This is a genomic window from Peptoniphilus indolicus (genome assembly GCF_900454665.1).
In the GTDB taxonomy this organism is placed as follows: Bacteria; Bacillota; Clostridia; order Tissierellales; family Peptoniphilaceae; genus Peptoniphilus; species Peptoniphilus indolicus.
Genome location: NZ_UGTH01000001.1, coordinates 2,065,639 through 2,083,042 on the forward strand (window position 1 = coordinate 2,065,639; position 17,404 = coordinate 2,083,042).

Sequence of the window (17,404 nt, forward strand, 5' to 3'; positions counted from 1 at the left end):
TAATTTTATTATAACAAATTACATAGTTATATATATGGTATAATTTACTTTGAGGTGAAATATGGCTTACGATGGAATTGTTTTGAAAGCAATCACTAAAGAATTAAAAGACAACTGTTTAAATACAAAAATAGAAAAAATATATCAACCAACAAAAGACTCAATAATTTTTCAAATGAAAGTTAATGGCGAAAAAAAGAAATTACTTTTAGATGTATCTAGTCAAGCTCCTAGAATTCATTTTACCGATGAGGAGTTTGAAAATCCTAAAACTCCGCCTAACTTTTGTATGCTCTTAAGAAAGCATCTTGAAGGCTTTAAAATTTTAGACTTCAAACAATATGAGATGGATAGGATTTTAAAAATAGATGTGCTAAGTAGAGATGACTTAGCATTTGAAATTAAAAAGAGTTTAATAATTGAGATTATGGGAAAGTACTCAAACATTATACTTATAGAAACGGAAACAAATAGAATTATAGATTCTATTAGACGTGTAAATCACAATATGTCTTCTGTTAGAGAAATATTGCCAGGTTTAACTTATAACACCGACTTAATTTCAAATAGACTAAATCCTTTAAAAGAAAATTCATTTGATAACATCGAAATAAATAATCTTACAATTAAAAACAGCTTTATAAAAACATTTATGGGACTTAGCCCTATAGTAATAAGAGAGATATGTTACAGAGCTAATCTTGATGAAGACAGACCTTTAAACAGTCTTTCAGATACAGATATACAAGTACTAAAAGAAAGTTTTTATGAGATAATGAATTGTGTAAAAAACATTGAATTCACTCCAACCTTAGTTAAGGATTTAGACCAAATAATTGATTTTTCTGTAATTGATTTACGAATGTATACAAAAGAACAAAAAATAAAATTTGAAAATACATCAAACCTTATCGATACATTTTATTTAGAAAAATTAAAAAATCAAATAGTATCTGATAAGTCTAGTGAACTCAAAAAGAAAATCAAAAACTTAATAAATAGAGAAACTAACAAATTACAAAAACAATTAAAAGAATTTGAACAATCAAAAGATAGAGATAAATATAAAATATATGCAGATTTAATATCATCTAATCTTTATCGAATAGAACCCGGTGTAAAATCTATAGAAATTGAAAACTTTTATGATGAAATGAAACCTATAACAATTTCTATGGACAATAAAATTTCTCCACAAGCAAATGCAAATAAGTATTATAAAAAATTTGCAAAACTTAAAAATGCAAATTTAAAACTTAAAGATGAAATTGAACGAACTGAATCTTCAATTGAATATCTAAAATCTGTTTTATTTAGTTTGGAACTTAGTGAATCTTCTGATGATATAGATGAAATTCGTGAAGAACTATATGAAATGAACTATTTAAAAAAACGTAATTCAAAAAATAAAAAAGGTAAATTAAAAATCTCACAACTAACCAATGAAAATGGAGATACTATTTACTGTGGTAAAAACAATAAACAAAATGAATATTTAACTTTAAAATTCGCAGGACAAAATGATATATGGTTCCATGTTCAAAATGCACCTGGTTCACATGTTATTTTAAGAAATAATTCTGGTGATTTTCCTGAATCATCAATACTTCAAGCAGCTAAACTGGCAGCTACTAATTCATCATTAAAATCATCTAATAATATTCCTGTAGATTATACTCTAAAAAAATATGTAAAAAGACACCCTTCAAAAATACCAGGTCTTGTAACTTATACTAATTTTAAAACAATTATCATAAAAATAGATTAAAACACCCCTAAAAAGAGGTGTTTTAATTTTGTTTTTAAATTAATCTTCTTTATCTAAAAAATTTAGTTTTTCAAGAACTACTTTGTAGCCATCAGATCCATAATTTAAGCTTCTATTAATTCTTGAAATTGTTGCTGTACTTGCTCCTGTTTCAGATTCTATCTCATGATATGTTTTATTTTTTATCAATAGTTTTACTACTTGTAGTCTTTGTGCTATTGCTTGAACCTCTTTAACAGTACAAATGTCCTCAAAAAATCTATAACATTCTTCAGGCGTTTCTAAAGTTAAAATTGCTTCAAATAAGCCATCTGTCTGCTCACTTTTGATCTTTGAATTATACATATGTGACCTCCTAAGCTTTATCGCTTTTCAATTATTCTTTCGGTATTATAGTAACAATTTCACATATTAAAGTCAAGGCAAATTATACTAATATAAAGCTATATTATATATAAGTTTTTATATGTAGTATATTAAATTTAAATAAAATAATTTAAGGAAAATAAATTAGTACCTCAATTTAAAAAGGCTCTATGTCAAACATTAGGGATGCTCGTTAATTTCGAGTCTCTCTTTAGTACCATAAATAGTGTAAGAAATAGTAAACTCTTACTTGCACTATTTTTTTATATAATGAAAAGGTAGTATGACGAGTCGCTTTTTGGATTTGTTAATGTCAACATAAAAATGTACAAATTTGATTATATAAGAATGTACACTTATTCCTCCTTTATATACTCTTTAAGTCTGTATGAATTTCCAGTAATAGATAGACTGTTGCGTGGTGTAACAGTCTATCTATAATTGCTGCAGCTACTTTTTCATCATAAAATAACTTTGACCATTCATTGAAGTTTAAATTTGTAGTTATTATTGTACTTTTCTTTTCGTATCTTTTATCAATAAGTTGAAATATCAATCTTTCATCGCCATCATTTAGTGGTAAATAGCCCATTTAGTCAATTATTAATAATTTATATCCTATGTAATGTTTTATTCGTTGTTCTAACTTATTTTCTACCTTTGCTCTTTTTAAGTTTTCTATTAAATTATGACATTTAATGAAATATGTGCTTATTCGTTTTTTAGCACTTTCTATTCCTATCGATGTTGCTAAATGAGTTTTTCCAACTCCGCTATTTCCAAGAAATATTATATTTTCATTATTTTCTAAAAACTTTAATGAACAAAGCATTTTTATTTGATTTTCATTTATTTCTTGCTTAAATTGTCAAATCAAGTGCAACTCTGTTGAATGATATACTTCATAAAGAGTTTTCCAATTCAAGCATTTGCGAGGTAGTAAGTTAATTTATTGCACCTTAGATTCAACGTACTCATCTGTTTGATCGATATCTTTTATTTTAGGAAAATATTCTCTTAATAAACCATTGGTGTTTACATTAGTTCCTCTTTGCCAAGGATGATGTGGAAAGGGGAAATAAAATTTGACCAAATGTAGTTCTTTATTAATCTGTAGATGTTTTGAAAACTCTTTTCCTCTATCTGGAGTTATATTTTCTACGGAGTGATCTTTTAGTAGTTCAATCATCGCATTCTTCACTTCTGTAGATTTTTTCTCTGAAATCTTCTTGCAAAGCAAGTATCTACTTTTTCTATCTGTTAGGGTAACTAAACATGCTTTTCCTACTTGTCCTAATACAGTATCAGCTTCCCAATCTCTTAGACGTCCTCTGTTATTAGTTATCTGAGGTCTATATGTAATTAAATTACTAATGACAATTTTACCTCTTCTCTCTTCATAATTTTTTGTATGGCGACTTTTTCCTCTGTGCCTAAGTTTACGTATAGCTCCTCTATTTGTCCCGATTCATCAAATAAACCATTATAGATTCCTCTATAAATTGTGTTATAGCTGATTGTGTATGAAAAACCTTCCATTTTTAATCGTGCAGAAATTTGTTTAGGAGACCACTGATGGTTTAGAAAAAGATTTTTCACGCATGTTAATAGAACAGGATTATCTAACTTTTTCTTAGGCTTGCAGCTATGTTTTCTATGGTGATAAAGAGAATGGGCATCACAAGGAAAATATTCTCCATTAAAACTATTTCTTTTTAGCTCTCTAGAAATTGAAGATTTATTTCGTCGTAATAGTACCGCTATTTCAGACTGATTTTTTCCAATATCCAAATAATGTTTTATAATTTCTCGTTCTTTTAGTGTAAAATGATTATAGTGATTCATAGTTTCTCCTGATTTTTTATTTCTGTTTTCAAATACTATTTTATCAGATAACTATGAATCATTTTTTGTTGCACTTAGATTATAAATTCAAGACAAAAATATCTGTTAGAGATTTACTCCCCAACAGATATTTTAGAGCTTTTAAAAAAGAGTGTAGAACTTCTATACTCAAACCCTTAGTTAATATTAATTAATATTCTACGAAAATAGAACCTTTTGCTCCACAAAGAGGGCACTTTTCTACATTTTCAAATCCGATGTATCCACAAACTGGGCAAAGTAATACTTTTTCTACATCAAGATCTTTTCCAACTTCAACAGCTTCAATTGCTGTTTGATATCTTTCTGCGTGTATTTTTTCAGCTTCAATTGCGAATCTCATTGCTTTAACTGCTTCTTTTTCTTCTTGCATTTCAGCAACAGCTATATACGCTGGATACATTTGAGTATATTCAAATACTTCTCCACCTTTAGCCCCTTCAAGGTTTTCTTTAAGTGTACCAATTCCAAATCCAGCCATAGAAGTTACAGGAAAATCTCCAGCTACATCTCTAAGAGCATTGAAATGCAATGTAGCATGTACTTGTTCAGCATCAGAAGTAGCTTCAAAAAGTCTAGCTATGTTTTCAAAACCCTCTTTTTTAGCTAAGTTACCCCAGATTCTATATCTCATGTGGGCTTGGCTTTCTCCACCAAAAGCTGATCTTAAATTATCACTTGTCATATGATTCATAATTTTACCTCCTATTTACAGTTGTTCATTCATACACATTTATTATATATTCAAATAGTCTAAAATTCTACATTTTTATTATAACTTAGAGTTTATTTAAAATTTTCTATCTATAGAAAAAAGATGTCTTAATTATAAAACATCTTTTTAAATTAAAATATGTTTATATAGATTGCTATATTGAGCTAAATTATGCTTTATTTATATTTGCAGCTTGTTCGGCACTTGTTAAAGCATCTATTATCTCGTCAATATCACCATCTACTATCTGGTCTATCTTATGCAATGTTAAAGAAATTCTATGGTCTGTTACTCTACCTTGAGGATAATTATATGTTCTGATTCTTTCGGATCTATCACCTGTTCCTATTTGAGCACTTCTTTGATCTGACAATTCACCTTGTTGTTCTCTCATTTTTAAATCATATAATTTTGTTTTTAAAACCTTTAGTGCTTTTTCTTTATTCTTTAACTGACTCTTTTCATCTTGACAACTGATTACTAAACCCGTTGGAATATGAGTAAGTCTAACTGCAGAGTCTGTAGTGTTTACACATTGTCCTCCATTACCTGAAGCTCTAAACACATCAAATTTTATTTCTGTTGGATCTATTTCAACTTCTACATCCTCAACTTCTGGAAGTACCGCAACAGTAGCTGTAGAAGTGTGAATTCTTCCGGATGATTCTGTTTCAGGAACTCTTTGAACCCTATGAACTCCTGATTCATATTTTAACCTTGAATATGCTCCCTTACCTATTATCATAAAGACAACTTCTTTATATCCACCAATACCTATTTCATTAGTATTCATGATATCTGTTTTCCAACCTTGTCTTTCTGCATATCTGACATATTGTCTATAGAGTACTCCTGCAAATAAAGCTGCTTCATCACCTCCTGCTCCGGCCCTAATTTCCATGATTACATTTTTGTTATCATTAGGGTCCTTTGGTATCAATAATATACGAAGTTCTTCTTCAACTCCCTCAAGCTTATCTTCTGCATCTTTTAACTCTTCTTTTACTAAATCTCTAAGTTCATCTTCTATGTTATCACGTAACATATCTTTATTGTCTTTTATAGTTTTAACTAGAGTTTTATATTCTCTATATTTATTTACAATTGGTTCAATTTCTGCATGTTCAATGGCTGTTTTTTGATACTTTTTAGAATCACTTATTATGTTAACATCCATTAAATCTTGCTCTAAACTTTTAAATTTTTCCTCAAAAGCTTCTAAATTTTCGTACATCTATATCTCCCTTTGTAGCTATTACAACTCTATCATGTCCGGACAAATCTTTTAAAACCAGTGTATTATAATCTCCTAATAAATTTGTAATGTCCTTTGCTTGCTCATAACCAATCTCTAAAATTAAAAAACCTTGTTTTGTTAAGTATTTATCCAAATCTTTAATTATTCTTCTATAAATACTTAATCCATCGCAACCACCATCTAATGCCAATATAGGTTCACGTTGAACTTCTATTTGTAATTTTTCTATTTCCCTTGTTGGTATATATGGAGGATTAGAATAAATAATATCATATTTATCAGTTACATTTTGATAAATATCACTTTTAAACACTTTTATATTTTCACAATTATATTTTCGTACATTTTTTAAAGTATTTTCAATTGCATAGTCAGAAATATCTATACTATCTATTTTAACATAATTACGTTCCAAAGCTATACTTATAGAAACACAACCTGTTCCACATCCAATTTCTAAGACTCTATCATTTTTCTTTATAGCTTTTAAAATTGTTTCAACACTAATTTCAGTATCGTATCTTGGAATTAAAACATTTTTATCAACTACAAAATCATGTTTATAGAAAAACTGATGTCCTAATATATACTGTAGAGGTTCTCCATTTTTTCTTCTATTTAAAATTTCAAAAATCTTTTTTTCATCGTCTGAGTTTACTTCAATATCATCATGTACAGTAATGTATGATTCTTCAAGGTTTAACACTTCAGAAATAATCATTTTTATTTCTCTATTTACATCAGCATATTGACTATCTAGATAATATTCTTTTCCTAATTTAAAAATTTCACTTATTTCCATAAATCACTTTCTCCATCTGTTGGAAGAACTGCTTTTAAACTAGTTACAGCAACTTCTATCATATCCTCTGAAGGTTCTCTAACTGTTGCTATTTGTTGAATCTTTAACCCAGGTATCCTTATTATTTTGCAAATTCCAGAATCACTTTTCCCTATGTATCTATTAACCTCATATGCTATACCAGCTATAAGTGGCATCGCTAAAATTCTTGTCAATATTCTCACAATAGGATTAGGCCATCCAAAGAAAGACAAAACTATTATGCTTATAATCATAACCATAAATAAAAAACTGGTTCCACATCTTGGATGTTCTATGGGATATTTTTTAACATTTTCTACAGTAAGTTCTTCTCCAGATTCATAACAATGAATTGATTTATGCTCACTTCCATGATATTCAAATACCCTTTTTATATCATCTAATTTGGAAATATATTTAATATAAATAAAAAATATGAGTAATCTCAATATTCCTTCAAATAGATTTAAAGCAATTGAAGACTTAAAAAAATCTTTTAGAAATCCAGCCGCTACTGATGGAATCACCATAAATATCCCCACAGCTAATAACATAGAAACTGCAACTGTTGTAAATACCTCTAAATTATTATTCTTATTATTTTCTTCTTCATCCCAAAAAGATGCAGAAAACATTAAGGCGTTAACACCTACTATCATTGCATCTATCAATTTATAAGCGCCTCTTAAGATAGGTAATTTTAATATTTTATATTTTTCTGAGAGATCTTTAGCCTTTTCTACTTTAAGTTCTATATCTCCCGTAGGTTTTCTAACTGCTACAGCTATTTTAGACGGACCTCTCATCATAACTCCCTCTATAAGAGCCTGCCCACCTATGGTTGTCTTAAATGCTGTTTTAGTGTTCATATTTATCTCCTATTTATAAAAAATGGTTAGCTTTTGCTAACCATTTTTTATTTTTGTCTATATTTTTTGTTGAATTTTTCTATACGTCCACCGTGTTCAGCAGTTTTTTGCTTACCTGTGAAGAATGGGTGACATGCAGAACAAATTTCAACTTTTAAATCTTCTTTTACAGAACCTGTTTTGAATGTGTTTCCACAAGCACAAGTAACTGTCACTTCTTTGTATTCCGGTTGAATGTCTTTTTGCATTTTTACTTCTCCTTACTTATTTTTCATATTTAATATATATTCTTTAATATTAATCTCTTCCTTATCAGCTGTAACAATTTTAAAATCATAATCAGCTATAAGTCCTGAGCCCATCCCTATAAATGTAGCAATTGGAGCTAAAATTGCTCCTAATGATGCTGCAGTAAGAGAAATATTAATCACTGTTTCGCCATCTTTTTCAACTAAAATTTTTGTTGCATTTGTAGTGTTCCAAATATCTTTTATAGCTCTTTTAATGTCTTCAAATTTAATATCCTCAAATTTAAAGAATTCATCTTTTTCTTTTTCATTATATTTGTAATTACTTACAGAAGCTCTTATGATTTCAACTGCTTTTTCAACATCTCCATCTGAATCAAGTAAAGCATTTTTAACTACTTGATACTCAGCTCCAGTAACATTCATTACATAGTCTACTTTTTCTATAGTTATCATGAAATTTACCTCCTTATTTAGGAAACTACTTTAATTATACACTTAGTTTCAAGCTAAGACTTTTTCTCAACCATCTTTATATCTTCATCTTTACCCACAATGATTAAAATATCATCATTTTTAAGAACTGTATCTGGTGCTGGGTTTACTTCAACTTCACCATTTTTTTCAATTCCCAATATTGTAATTTTGAATTTATTTCTAATCTCCAAATCTTCAATAGTTTTATCCCACCACGATGGCAGTGCTCTAATTTCAGCTATTGATAATTCTTGTGAAATTTGTATATAATCAAGCAAATTTTTTGAGGTTAAATTATATGCAACTCTAGACCCCATGTCTTTTTCAGGATAAACAACTTCATCTACCCCAACCTTTAGTAAAATTGTGCCTTGTCTTACAGTATTAGCTTTAGCTATTATCAAAGGTATTCCAGCCTCTTGAGCTACAATTGATGACATTATTGCCGCTTCAAAATTTTCACCTATTGCAATAACAGCTCCATCAAAATTTTTTAATCCCAAATTTTCAGTTGCATTTTCATCCATCATATCTACTTGCATAGCTGTGGTAACTTTATCTGCAACAGATTGTACTCTGTCAAAATTTGAATCTACAGCCAAAACATCATATCCTAACTCAGAAAGAGTTATTGCTACCGTAGATCCAAATCTACCTAAACCAAAAATTACATATGATTTCATAAATCCTCCTAGCCAACAACTATATCACCTTCTGCATATTTATAAAGTATAGTTTTTCTACTTTTCATAATTGCAACAGCTAAAGTTGCAGGACCTACTCTACCTAAATACATTGAAACTGTAATAATAATTTTTGATGCCGTAGATAGTTCTGGAGTTATACCCCTTGAAATGCCAACTGTTGCAAAAGCCGAAATGCTCTCAAATAGTACATCTAATAAATTAAATTTATCTATTTCTACTATTGTTATTAGTAGCGTAGTTATTATTACTGCTCCTAAATAAATTACAGTTATTGCTATTGCTTTTGAGACTGTATCTCTTGGTATAGTTCTCTTTAAGAAAACTACATCTCTTTCTCCCTTACAAACAGATATTGTAGTAGCTAAAATAACTCCAAAAGTCGTTGTTTTTAATCCACCTGCTGTAGAAGCTGGTGAACCTCCTATAAACATCAAAATCATTAATATAACTGCTGTAGAATAGTGAACTGAAGCCATATCTACAGAGTTAAAACCAGCCGTTCTAGATATTGTCGATTGAAAAAACGATATAAGCCATTTTTCAGTTCCAACATAATTGGCTAATGTACCTTTATTTTCAATTAAATAAAACAATATTGTACCTATTACCAAAAGTATTGAGGTTACAATCAAAACCATTTTTGTATGAAGACTAGTATGTTTAATACTCTTTTTTCTTAATATATCTCTAAAAACTGTAAATCCTAACCCTCCTAATATAATTAAGATTGATATGGTAAGATTTAATATCAAATCGGTTGGATAACTCATAAGAGAACTACCTATTATATCAAATCCAGCATTACAAAAAGCAGATATTGAATGAAATACGGAAAAGGCAATGCCTTTTTCCATACCATAAATAGGTATAAATCTTATGGATAAAACAATAGCTCCAACTAATTCTATAAATAAACTTATCTTTATTACAGATTTAGTAAGTTTTACTAGTCCTGTTAATGTATCTTGATTCAACTGCTCTTTAATTAAAATTCTCTCTTTCAAGCCAATTTTAAAATTAAATAACATTGCTATTAGTGAAAATAACACCATTGTACCCATTCCACCAATTTGTATTAGGACTAATATTACAACCTTACCCATAACTGAAAAATACGATGCTGTGTTAACAACAATAAGTCCTGTTACACAAGTTGCTGAGCTGGCTGTAAAAAGAGCATTTACAAATCCAATTCGCTCTCCCGATATACTTGCCTCAGGCATGTTTAAAAGCACTGCACCAAATAATATTACAAATAAGAAACTTAATCCTATAATCATTGGTGGATTATGAAATAACCTATACATTAAAGAATGGAACTTTGAATTTAAAATATTCACTTCAAGACACGCTTTTCTTTAATTATTCACCTTTTGCAACTTTTACAAGTTCTGCAAAGCCATTTGGATCATTAATCGCCATTTCTGATAGCATTTTTCTGTTTACTTCTATATTTGCATTCTTAAGTCCTGAAATAAATTTAGAATAGCTCATTCCATTTAATCTTGCAGCAGCATTTATTCTAGCAATCCATAATTTTCTGAAATCTCTTTTTCTTTGCTTTCTACCAGCAAACGCATAGTTAAGTGATTTCATAACTGCTTGATTAGCAGGTCTGAATAACTTTGATTTTGCTCCGAAATATCCTTTAGCTTGTTTTAAAATCTTTTTATGCTTTTTTTTAGCGTTAACCGCTCTCTTAATTCTAGCCATCTATATTTACCTCCTATGGAATCATGTGATCAATTCTTCTTTGATCACCTTTGCTAACTGTTTGTGATTTTCTAAGACTTCTAACTCTTTTAGCTGTTTTCTTTCCAGTTAAATGCCCTTTGTATGCTGTGTATCTTTTTATCTTTCCTGAGCCGGTTCTCTTGAATCTCTTTGCTGATGCTCTATGAGTTTTCATTTTTCCCATAAGTATAATCCTCCTAATTTTCTTCTTTATTTGGAGCTAAAAACATGATCATGTTTCTACCTTCCAATTTAGGTTTTTTATCCACAGTTCCACTTTCTGAAACCATTTCAACAAATCTGTCTAAAACTTCTTTTCCAATTTCAGTATGTCCCATTTCTCTTCCTCTGAATCGAACTGCGACTTTTACTCTATCCCCATTTGATAGAAATTTTTTAGCATGCTTTACTTTAGTCTCTAAATCATGTTTTTCAATATTTGGAGTTAATCTAACTTCTTTTATATTTATTACACGTTGTTTCTTTTTAGAGTCTCTTTCTTTCTTTATCATTTCATACTTATATTTTCCGTAATCCATGATACGGCATACTGGTGGTTTAGAGTTAGGCGAGACATTGACTAAGTCAAGTTTCTTTTCAAAAGCCATATCTAAAGCCCTACTTCTAGGAACGACTCCAACTTGATTACCTTCGTCATCAACTAATCTAACTTCCTTATCTCTAATCTCTTCATTAATTTGAAGTTCTTTAATACTAGCACCTCCATGCAAAAATTTACAATAAAAAAGCGGGCATAGAAACCCGCAAGAATACAAAATCAATTCTTAAACAACCTCAAAACTTTAAGTCGTAAGGTGAGAAGCGGACTTCTACTTAAACAATACTGATATTATACTTTATATTCAATAACTTGTCAAATTAAATTATTCTTCATCTAAGAATTTTTTATTTTAGAGTATATAAGATCTATTGCAACTTTATTGTATCCACCTTCAGGGATTATTATATCAGCGTATCTCTTAGATGGCTCTACAAACTGAAGATGTGCAGACCTTACTGTTGACATATACTGTAATATTACAGAATCTAAACTTCTACCTCTCTCTTTCATATCTCTTAAAATTCTTCTTATAATTCTAACATCACTATCTGTATCAACAAAAACTTTTATATCCAATAAATCTCTTATTTCTTTTTCACTTAAAATAAGTATTCCCTCTAAAATTATTACCTCTTTAGGCACAACTTTTTCAGTTATCTTTTTTCTATTGTGAACTTCATAGTCGTAAATTGGCTTTTCTATACTCTTTTTGTTTTTTAACTTAGTTAAATGTTCAATTAAAAGATCATGGTCAAAAGCAAAAGGATGGTCATAATTAGTCTTGACTCTTTGTTCAAATGGCAAATTTGATTGATCTTTATAATAACTATCTTCTTCTATTACAGTTACTCTTTCAGTATCAAGCATTGACACTAATTCATTTGTTACAGTGCTCTTTCCAGAACCTGAGCCACCTGCTATACCTATAATAATTGGTTCTCTCATATCTCTTTCCTCAATAAATACCCTGGCTTAACATCTTTGTCAAGCTTTAAATAAAAAATCTGTTTAGCTTTATTTGCCACTTCTATTTCATTTCCCTTTTCATCTGTCATATATTCTAATTTTTGAGTAAAGTGTTTAACAGATGGTCCGAATATTTCTACAGATTCTCCTTTAAAGATTCTATTTCTTTGTTCTATCTTTGCAAGTTTAGTATCTTTATCATATTCTAAAACTATTCCAACAAAATCATACCCTCTAATATATGAATTATCGGTATAGACTTGAGAATCTTCATTTGCCTTCCCATAAAAAAATCCAGTAGTAAAATCCCTATGGCTTACTTTCTTAATCTCATCTAACAGCGAAGAATCAAATTTATAATTTTCAGGGTCTTCATAATAAGCATCTATAGCCATTCTATAACTTCTTATTACTGTTGCTAAATAATATTCACTCTTTACTCTACCTTCAATTTTTAAGCTAGCTACTCCAGATTCTATTAAATCATCTATGTGTTCTATCATAGATAAATCCTTTGAATTTAGAATAAATGAACCTTCTTCATGCTCTTCTATAGGGAAATATTCTCCCGGTCTTTTTTCTTCAACTAAATAATATTTGTACCTACAAGCTTGAGAACAATCACCTTGGTTTGCATCTCTACCAGTCATATAATTAGAAAGCAAACACCTCCCAGAATAAGACATACACATCGCACCATGAGCAAAAGTTTCTATTTCTATCTTATTTCCTACTTCATTTACAATTTTTCTAACTTCTTTCAAAGATAATTCCCTAGCCAATACAACTCTTTCAGCGCCCATTTTAGCCCAAAAATTAACTGTAGATGAATTAGTTACAGAACCTTGTGTAGATATGTGAATAGGTAAATTTGTTGCTTCTTTTATTCTCATAAACATACCTGGATCAGAAACTATAACTGCATCTACTCCTATTTTTTCCAGTTGTTTCGCATATTCTTCCACCCCAACTATATCATCTTCATGAGGTATTATATTCATAGTTACATGAACTTTTTTTCCTCTTTCATGAGCATATTCAACACCCTTTTTTATATTTTCTATAGAGAAATTCTTCGAAGCTTTTCTAAGCCCAAAGCTTTCTCCACCTAAATAAACAGCATCCGCACCATAATCTATTGCAGTATAAAGTTTATTTAAATCTCCTGCCGGTGCCAGTAATTCTATTTTTTCCAAACTTTTCTCCTAACTAATAATAATCCATCTCCTATTGGAAGGATACTTGATATAAAACGTTCGTCATTTTTTATATAGCTAATAAATTCATTTAATCTTTTAATTATAGTCTTCTTTCTTCTAACAGCTAACTCTTTTTTCGTAACCATTCCTCTAAATAAAATATTATCACAAATAATTATTCCTTCATCACTCAAAAGTTTTTCGCATTCATCAAAATATTTTTTATATTGTCCTTTCGCTGCATCTATAAATATTATATCATACACATCCTGTAAAGTTTTTACTACTTCATAAGCATCTCCATTTATTACTTCTATAACATTATCAACATTATATTTTTTAATATTCTCTCTTGCTATTTCTGTGAAATCTTCTCTCAATTCAACAGTTGTATATGATTCAATGCCAGAATTTAAAGTAAAAGAAATTGCTGAATACCCTATAGCAGTACCTAATTCCAAAACCTTTTTTGGTGTAGTTGTGTTCAATAAAAATTTTATAAAGCTTTCTGTTTCCCTCTCTAATATAGGTACATGATTTTCTTCAGCATAATCTCTCATATCTTTTAAATATCCTGGATCATTAAATGAATTTATATAATCTATTACATGATCGTAAACTACTTCTCTATAAACTTCGCTTTTCATATAATCCTCATAAAAAAAGGAAATCTTGCGATTTCCTTAAATTTCCATAATTATTGGAAGTATCATTGGGTTACGCTTAGTTTGACTAAATAAGAATGACTTTAGGTCATCTCTTATTGATGTTTTAACCGATGCCCAGTCCCCTAACTTCTTGTTTTCAAGTTCTTTCAATGTGTTCTTAATAACATTTCTAGAATCTTCTATTAAATCACCAGATTCTCTTACATATACAAACCCTCTAGATATAATGTCCGGTCCTGAAATAACTTTTCCATCTTTTTTAGAAATTGTAACTACAACAACGATTAAACCATCTTCTGCTAAGTGTTTTCTATCTCTTAATACAATATTTCCAACATCGCCAATTCCAAGTCCATCTACTAAAATATCTCCTGATGGAACATCTGCAACTAACTTAGCACCATCTTCTGATATTTCTAACACATTCCCGTTTTCCATAATATAGATATTTTCTCTAGGGACACCCATACTTTCTGCCACTTCAGCATGTCTTAAAAGATGTCTATATTCTCCATGATTTGGAATGACATATTTTGGCTTAACTAATGATTGAAGCAATCTATGCTCTTCTTCGCAAGCATGACCTGAAACGTGTATTTCTCCTAGAGACTCATAAATAACTTTTGCACCTGATTCTAACAATTTGTTTATTACACTTGAAACATCTTTTTCATTGCCAGGTATTGGTGTAGCAGACAATATTACAACATCATTTGATGTCAATTGTATTTTTCTGTGTTCATTGTATGCGATTCTAGTTAATGCACTCATAGGCTCTCCTTGAGAACCTGTAGTTATTAAAACCAACTCATTATCATCATACTTGCCCATCTCTTTGACATCAATTATAGTGCCCTTCTTGACATTCATATATCCTAATCTAATTGCAGTATCTGTTACATTCAACATAGATCTACCTGAAAGAACAACTTTTCTCCCAAATTTTTCAGCTGCATTTATGATTTGTTGAACTCTATGCACATTTGAAGCAAATGTTGCAATGATTATTCTGGCATCTGGCGTACTCGCAAATATTCTATTAAAAGTTTCCCCAACAGAGCTTTCACTCATTGTATATCCTTCACGTAGAATGTTAGTAGACTCTGTAATCATAGCCAACACTCCAGCATCTCCTATCTGAGCAATTCTATTTAAGTCTATAATTTTACCTGAAATAGGTGTGAAATCTACTTTGAAGTCTCCTGAATGGAATACATATCCAAGTGGAGTCTTTATAGCTAAGCAACACGCTCCTGGAATTGAGTGATTAACATGAATCCATTCAACTTCCATTTTACCAATCTTAACATTGTCTCCGTCATTTACTACATGTAAATCTACTTTCCCAATATTATGCTCTTTTAATTTATTTTCAAGTAATCCTATTGTAAGTGCAGTACCGTATATAGGCATTTTTATTTTTCTCAAAACATAAGGTATGGCTCCTATATGGTCTTCATGCCCATGTGTTAAAATCATAGCCTTAATTCTGTCTTTATTTTTAATTAAATATGTTACATCAGGGATTACTGCATCAATTCCTAGCAACTCATGCCCTGGAAATGTCATCCCACAATCAACAATCAAAATTTCATCTTTATACTCTACTAGAGTTAGATTTTTACCAATTTCAAGCATCCCTCCAAGAGGAATTATCCTAACTCTTCCATTATTTTTCATCTATTCTCCTTTTAACTTTTGATAGCAGTCTTTGCAATGTCCATAAAATTTAAGGCTGTGGTCAATTATTTTGAAATTTTCCTCTTCTTCTATTTCTTTTTCTAAATTATCTAATAAATCTATTTTTACCTCAGTAACTTTTCCGCAATCTACACAAATTAAATGATGGTGTCTATGTTCTTCTCCAGACTCGTGCTTTAATTCGTACCTAGTTACACCGTCATCAAAACTTATCTTATCTAAAATTCCTACTTCTTCAAATAAAAGCATTGTTCTATATACAGTTGCTATACCAATATTTTTATTTTTTTCAGAAACTTCTTTATAAACTTCTTCAGTAGACAAATGAGCACCTTGATTGTCTGCAAAAACTTTATATATTTCTACTCTTTGTCTAGTAAACTTATGTCCATGTTCCTTTAATATATCTTTTACATTTTCAACACTATTATCCATTTAAAGCACCTCACTGAAGTGTATCATTTTTTACTTTTTCATATGCCTTAAAGGCGTCATATAACTCTGAACGTTCCGGCATTGTAATACTCTCACTACCATATGGGTCAATATCTATCTTGTATATATAAGTTTTTGAACCCGGGTCATCAACAGGAGCTATAGCAACATATCTATTTTCATCAATGTTAAACTCAGCTTTTACTATGAAAGCAACTACATTGTCATATTCATCAATAAAGAGTTGCCTCTGCATTATTCCTCCTCAAAATATCAAGATGAGTCTGCAAAATATATGTAGCTGCTATCTTATCTACATATTTTTTACGATTTTCACGCCTGACATTTCCTTCTATTAATACTCGTTCTGCAGAAAGAGTCGTCATTCTCTCATCAATATAAATAATTTCAACTTTATATTTATTTTTTAACTTTTCAGAAAATTTTAATACTTTTTCAGCTTGAGGTCCAACTGTATTATTCATATTTTTTGGCAATCCTACAACAACTGTTTCTATTTTATTTTCTAAAACTATCTCATAAATTTTTTCGTATGTTTTTTTATTCGAAACTCTCTCTATAGTAACTAACGGTTGAGCTGTCATAAGTAACTCATCACTTATCGCAACACCAATCCATTTATCTCCTACATCAAGTCCAAGTATTTTCCCCATAACCACAACCTCAAAGGTACATATTGGCTATTAAACTTCAATATGTAAATGAGATGGAAATCCATCTCATTATATTTAACAGCTTATTATTTTTTAGTGAATTACTTAAGATATAATCTTAATAATTCACCTAAAAGTTCATCTCTTTCAATTTCTTGAATGATGGATCTTGCATTATTATGACTAGTTATATATGTTGGATCTCCGGATAAAATATATCCTATTATTTGGTCTATTGGATTATACCCTTTTTCTTCCAAAGCTACATAAACTGTCTTTAAAATATTTTTAAATATTTCTGATTCTAAAGCTTGCTTTTCGAAAATCTGTGTTTGATTTTTATCGTTCAT

General features: G+C 29.7%; 21 protein-coding genes and 2 pseudogenes. 1 reads left to right on the top strand and 22 read right to left on the bottom strand.

All coding sequences use genetic code 11. The annotated features are described in order from the left end of the window. Positions 1-61 precede the first annotated feature (61 nt). Positions 62-1,768, top strand: a complete 1,707-nt coding sequence (locus DYE58_RS10010) for an Rqc2 family fibronectin-binding protein (protein ID WP_115312279.1) — start codon at positions 62-64, stop codon at positions 1,766-1,768. 39 nt (positions 1,769-1,807) lie between these two features. Here the strand turns inward: DYE58_RS10010 and DYE58_RS10015 are convergent, their stop codons facing one another. The 22 genes and pseudogenes from DYE58_RS10015 to DYE58_RS10120 all read right to left on the bottom strand — a co-directional run bounded on the left by DYE58_RS10015 (position 1,808) and on the right by DYE58_RS10120 (position 17,404). Beyond that, on the bottom strand, positions 1,808-2,113 hold the full coding sequence (locus DYE58_RS10015) for a YerC/YecD family TrpR-related protein (protein WP_004823531.1): 306 nt from the start codon (positions 2,111-2,113) through the stop codon (positions 1,808-1,810). A gap of 388 nt (positions 2,114-2,501) precedes the next feature. Beyond that, positions 2,502-2,966 (bottom strand): annotated as a pseudogene (locus DYE58_RS10020) (ATP-binding protein). Positions 2,967-3,002: 36 nt separating this feature from the next. Next, positions 3,003-3,979 (bottom strand): annotated as a pseudogene (locus DYE58_RS11710) (IS30 family transposase). A 190-nt stretch (positions 3,980-4,169) separates the two neighbouring features. After that, entirely contained in the window at positions 4,170-4,712 is a 543-nt protein-coding gene (locus tag DYE58_RS10030; protein WP_004822752.1) for a rubrerythrin family protein, read from the bottom strand. Between the two features lie 190 nt (positions 4,713-4,902). Beyond that, positions 4,903-5,967: a peptide chain release factor 1 gene (gene prfA / locus DYE58_RS10035; RefSeq protein WP_004822753.1), complete on the bottom strand. Its 1,065-nt coding sequence runs from the start codon at positions 5,965-5,967 to the stop codon at positions 4,903-4,905. Beyond that, positions 5,942-6,793, bottom strand: coding sequence for a peptide chain release factor N(5)-glutamine methyltransferase (prmC, locus tag DYE58_RS10040; RefSeq protein ID WP_004822755.1), 852 nt, complete (start codon positions 6,791-6,793; stop codon positions 5,942-5,944). The genes prfA and prmC overlap by 26 nt, the downstream gene beginning before the upstream one ends. After that, the gene (locus DYE58_RS10045) at positions 6,784-7,683 is read right to left on the bottom strand and encodes a DUF1385 domain-containing protein (RefSeq protein WP_115312280.1); all 900 of its coding nucleotides are present in this window, start codon (positions 7,681-7,683) and stop codon (positions 6,784-6,786) included. Before DYE58_RS10045 ends, prmC begins: the two co-directional genes overlap by 10 nt. 47 nt (positions 7,684-7,730) lie before the next feature. Then, a complete protein-coding gene (rpmE, locus tag DYE58_RS10050) occupies positions 7,731-7,931 on the bottom strand; it encodes a 50S ribosomal protein L31 (RefSeq protein WP_004822760.1) in 201 nt (66 codons plus the stop codon). Between the two features lie 12 nt (positions 7,932-7,943). Then, a complete protein-coding gene (locus DYE58_RS10055) occupies positions 7,944-8,387 on the bottom strand; it encodes a DUF4342 domain-containing protein (protein WP_004822761.1) in 444 nt (147 codons plus the stop codon). 53 nt (positions 8,388-8,440) lie between these two features. After that, positions 8,441-9,091 (bottom strand): potassium channel family protein, encoded by a 651-nt coding sequence (locus DYE58_RS10060; RefSeq protein ID WP_004822763.1) that lies wholly within the window; start codon positions 9,089-9,091, stop codon positions 8,441-8,443. Between the two features lie 8 nt (positions 9,092-9,099). After that, positions 9,100-10,422 (bottom strand): TrkH family potassium uptake protein, encoded by a 1,323-nt coding sequence (locus DYE58_RS10065; RefSeq protein ID WP_050794642.1) that lies wholly within the window; start codon positions 10,420-10,422, stop codon positions 9,100-9,102. Between the two features lie 55 nt (positions 10,423-10,477). Beyond that, complete coding sequence (rplT, locus tag DYE58_RS10070) at positions 10,478-10,828, bottom strand: 50S ribosomal protein L20 (RefSeq protein WP_004822765.1); 351 nt, start codon at positions 10,826-10,828, stop codon at positions 10,478-10,480. Positions 10,829-10,841: 13 nt separating this feature from the next. Beyond that, positions 10,842-11,033 carry a 50S ribosomal protein L35 gene (gene rpmI, locus DYE58_RS10075; RefSeq protein WP_004822767.1) on the bottom strand — a complete coding sequence of 64 codons (192 nt, stop codon included), beginning with the start codon at positions 11,031-11,033 and terminating at the stop codon, positions 10,842-10,844. 13 nt (positions 11,034-11,046) lie between these two features. Beyond that, positions 11,047-11,580, bottom strand: coding sequence for a translation initiation factor IF-3 (gene infC, locus DYE58_RS10080; RefSeq protein ID WP_004822770.1), 534 nt, complete (start codon positions 11,578-11,580; stop codon positions 11,047-11,049). A gap of 164 nt (positions 11,581-11,744) precedes the next feature. Then, the gene (udk, locus tag DYE58_RS10085; RefSeq protein ID WP_004822772.1) at positions 11,745-12,356 is read right to left on the bottom strand and encodes a uridine kinase; all 612 of its coding nucleotides are present in this window, start codon (positions 12,354-12,356) and stop codon (positions 11,745-11,747) included. Beyond that, entirely contained in the window at positions 12,353-13,573 is a 1,221-nt protein-coding gene (locus tag DYE58_RS10090) for a peptidase U32 family protein (RefSeq protein WP_040553014.1), read from the bottom strand. The genes udk and DYE58_RS10090 overlap by 4 nt, the downstream gene beginning before the upstream one ends. After that, positions 13,561-14,223 (bottom strand): O-methyltransferase, encoded by a 663-nt coding sequence (locus DYE58_RS10095; protein ID WP_004822776.1) that lies wholly within the window; start codon positions 14,221-14,223, stop codon positions 13,561-13,563. The genes DYE58_RS10090 and DYE58_RS10095 overlap by 13 nt, the downstream gene beginning before the upstream one ends. A gap of 36 nt (positions 14,224-14,259) precedes the next feature. After that, complete coding sequence (locus tag DYE58_RS10100) at positions 14,260-15,924, bottom strand: ribonuclease J (protein WP_004822778.1); 1,665 nt, start codon at positions 15,922-15,924, stop codon at positions 14,260-14,262. After that, positions 15,925-16,380, bottom strand: a complete 456-nt coding sequence (locus DYE58_RS10105; RefSeq protein ID WP_004822779.1) for a Fur family transcriptional regulator — start codon at positions 16,378-16,380, stop codon at positions 15,925-15,927. It lies immediately after the preceding gene. 10 nt (positions 16,381-16,390) lie between these two features. Next, entirely contained in the window at positions 16,391-16,636 is a 246-nt protein-coding gene (locus tag DYE58_RS10110) for a DUF1292 domain-containing protein (RefSeq protein ID WP_004822781.1), read from the bottom strand. Further along, entirely contained in the window at positions 16,614-17,054 is a 441-nt protein-coding gene (gene ruvX / locus DYE58_RS10115) for a Holliday junction resolvase RuvX (RefSeq protein ID WP_115312281.1), read from the bottom strand. Before ruvX ends, DYE58_RS10110 begins: the two co-directional genes overlap by 23 nt. A gap of 101 nt (positions 17,055-17,155) precedes the next feature. Then, complete coding sequence (locus DYE58_RS10120) at positions 17,156-17,404, bottom strand: IreB family regulatory phosphoprotein (protein ID WP_004822788.1); 249 nt, start codon at positions 17,402-17,404, stop codon at positions 17,156-17,158.

Excerpts from the sequence above, each read along its gene's own strand:
- DYE58_RS10010 (WP_115312279.1), top strand. The coding sequence starts at position 62 with ATGGCTTACGATGGAATTGTTTTGAAAGCAATCACTAAAGAATTAAAA.
- DYE58_RS10015 (WP_004823531.1), bottom strand. The coding sequence starts at position 2,113 with ATGTATAATTCAAAGATCAAAAGTGAGCAGACAGATGGCTTATTTGAA.
- DYE58_RS10030 (WP_004822752.1), bottom strand. The coding sequence starts at position 4,712 with ATGAATCATATGACAAGTGATAATTTAAGATCAGCTTTTGGTGGAGAA.
- prfA (WP_004822753.1), bottom strand. The coding sequence starts at position 5,967 with ATGTACGAAAATTTAGAAGCTTTTGAGGAAAAATTTAAAAGTTTAGAG.
- prmC (WP_004822755.1), bottom strand. The coding sequence starts at position 6,793 with ATGGAAATAAGTGAAATTTTTAAATTAGGAAAAGAATATTATCTAGAT.
- DYE58_RS10045 (WP_115312280.1), bottom strand. The coding sequence starts at position 7,683 with ATGAACACTAAAACAGCATTTAAGACAACCATAGGTGGGCAGGCTCTT.
- rpmE (WP_004822760.1), bottom strand. The coding sequence starts at position 7,931 with ATGCAAAAAGACATTCAACCGGAATACAAAGAAGTGACAGTTACTTGT.
- DYE58_RS10055 (WP_004822761.1), bottom strand. The coding sequence starts at position 8,387 with ATGATAACTATAGAAAAAGTAGACTATGTAATGAATGTTACTGGAGCT.
- DYE58_RS10060 (WP_004822763.1), bottom strand. The coding sequence starts at position 9,091 with ATGAAATCATATGTAATTTTTGGTTTAGGTAGATTTGGATCTACGGTA.
- DYE58_RS10065 (WP_050794642.1), bottom strand. The coding sequence starts at position 10,422 with ATGTATAGGTTATTTCATAATCCACCAATGATTATAGGATTAAGTTTC.
- rplT (WP_004822765.1), bottom strand. The coding sequence starts at position 10,828 with ATGGCTAGAATTAAGAGAGCGGTTAACGCTAAAAAAAAGCATAAAAAG.
- rpmI (WP_004822767.1), bottom strand. The coding sequence starts at position 11,033 with ATGGGAAAAATGAAAACTCATAGAGCATCAGCAAAGAGATTCAAGAGA.
- udk (WP_004822772.1), bottom strand. The coding sequence starts at position 12,356 with ATGAGAGAACCAATTATTATAGGTATAGCAGGTGGCTCAGGTTCTGGA.
- DYE58_RS10095 (WP_004822776.1), bottom strand. The coding sequence starts at position 14,223 with ATGAAAAGCGAAGTTTATAGAGAAGTAGTTTACGATCATGTAATAGAT.
- DYE58_RS10100 (WP_004822778.1), bottom strand. The coding sequence starts at position 15,924 with ATGAAAAATAATGGAAGAGTTAGGATAATTCCTCTTGGAGGGATGCTT.
- DYE58_RS10105 (WP_004822779.1), bottom strand. The coding sequence starts at position 16,380 with ATGGATAATAGTGTTGAAAATGTAAAAGATATATTAAAGGAACATGGA.
- DYE58_RS10110 (WP_004822781.1), bottom strand. The coding sequence starts at position 16,636 with ATGCAGAGGCAACTCTTTATTGATGAATATGACAATGTAGTTGCTTTC.
- ruvX (WP_115312281.1), bottom strand. The coding sequence starts at position 17,054 with ATGGGGAAAATACTTGGACTTGATGTAGGAGATAAATGGATTGGTGTT.
- DYE58_RS10120 (WP_004822788.1), bottom strand. The coding sequence starts at position 17,404 with ATGAACGATAAAAATCAAACACAGATTTTCGAAAAGCAAGCTTTAGAA.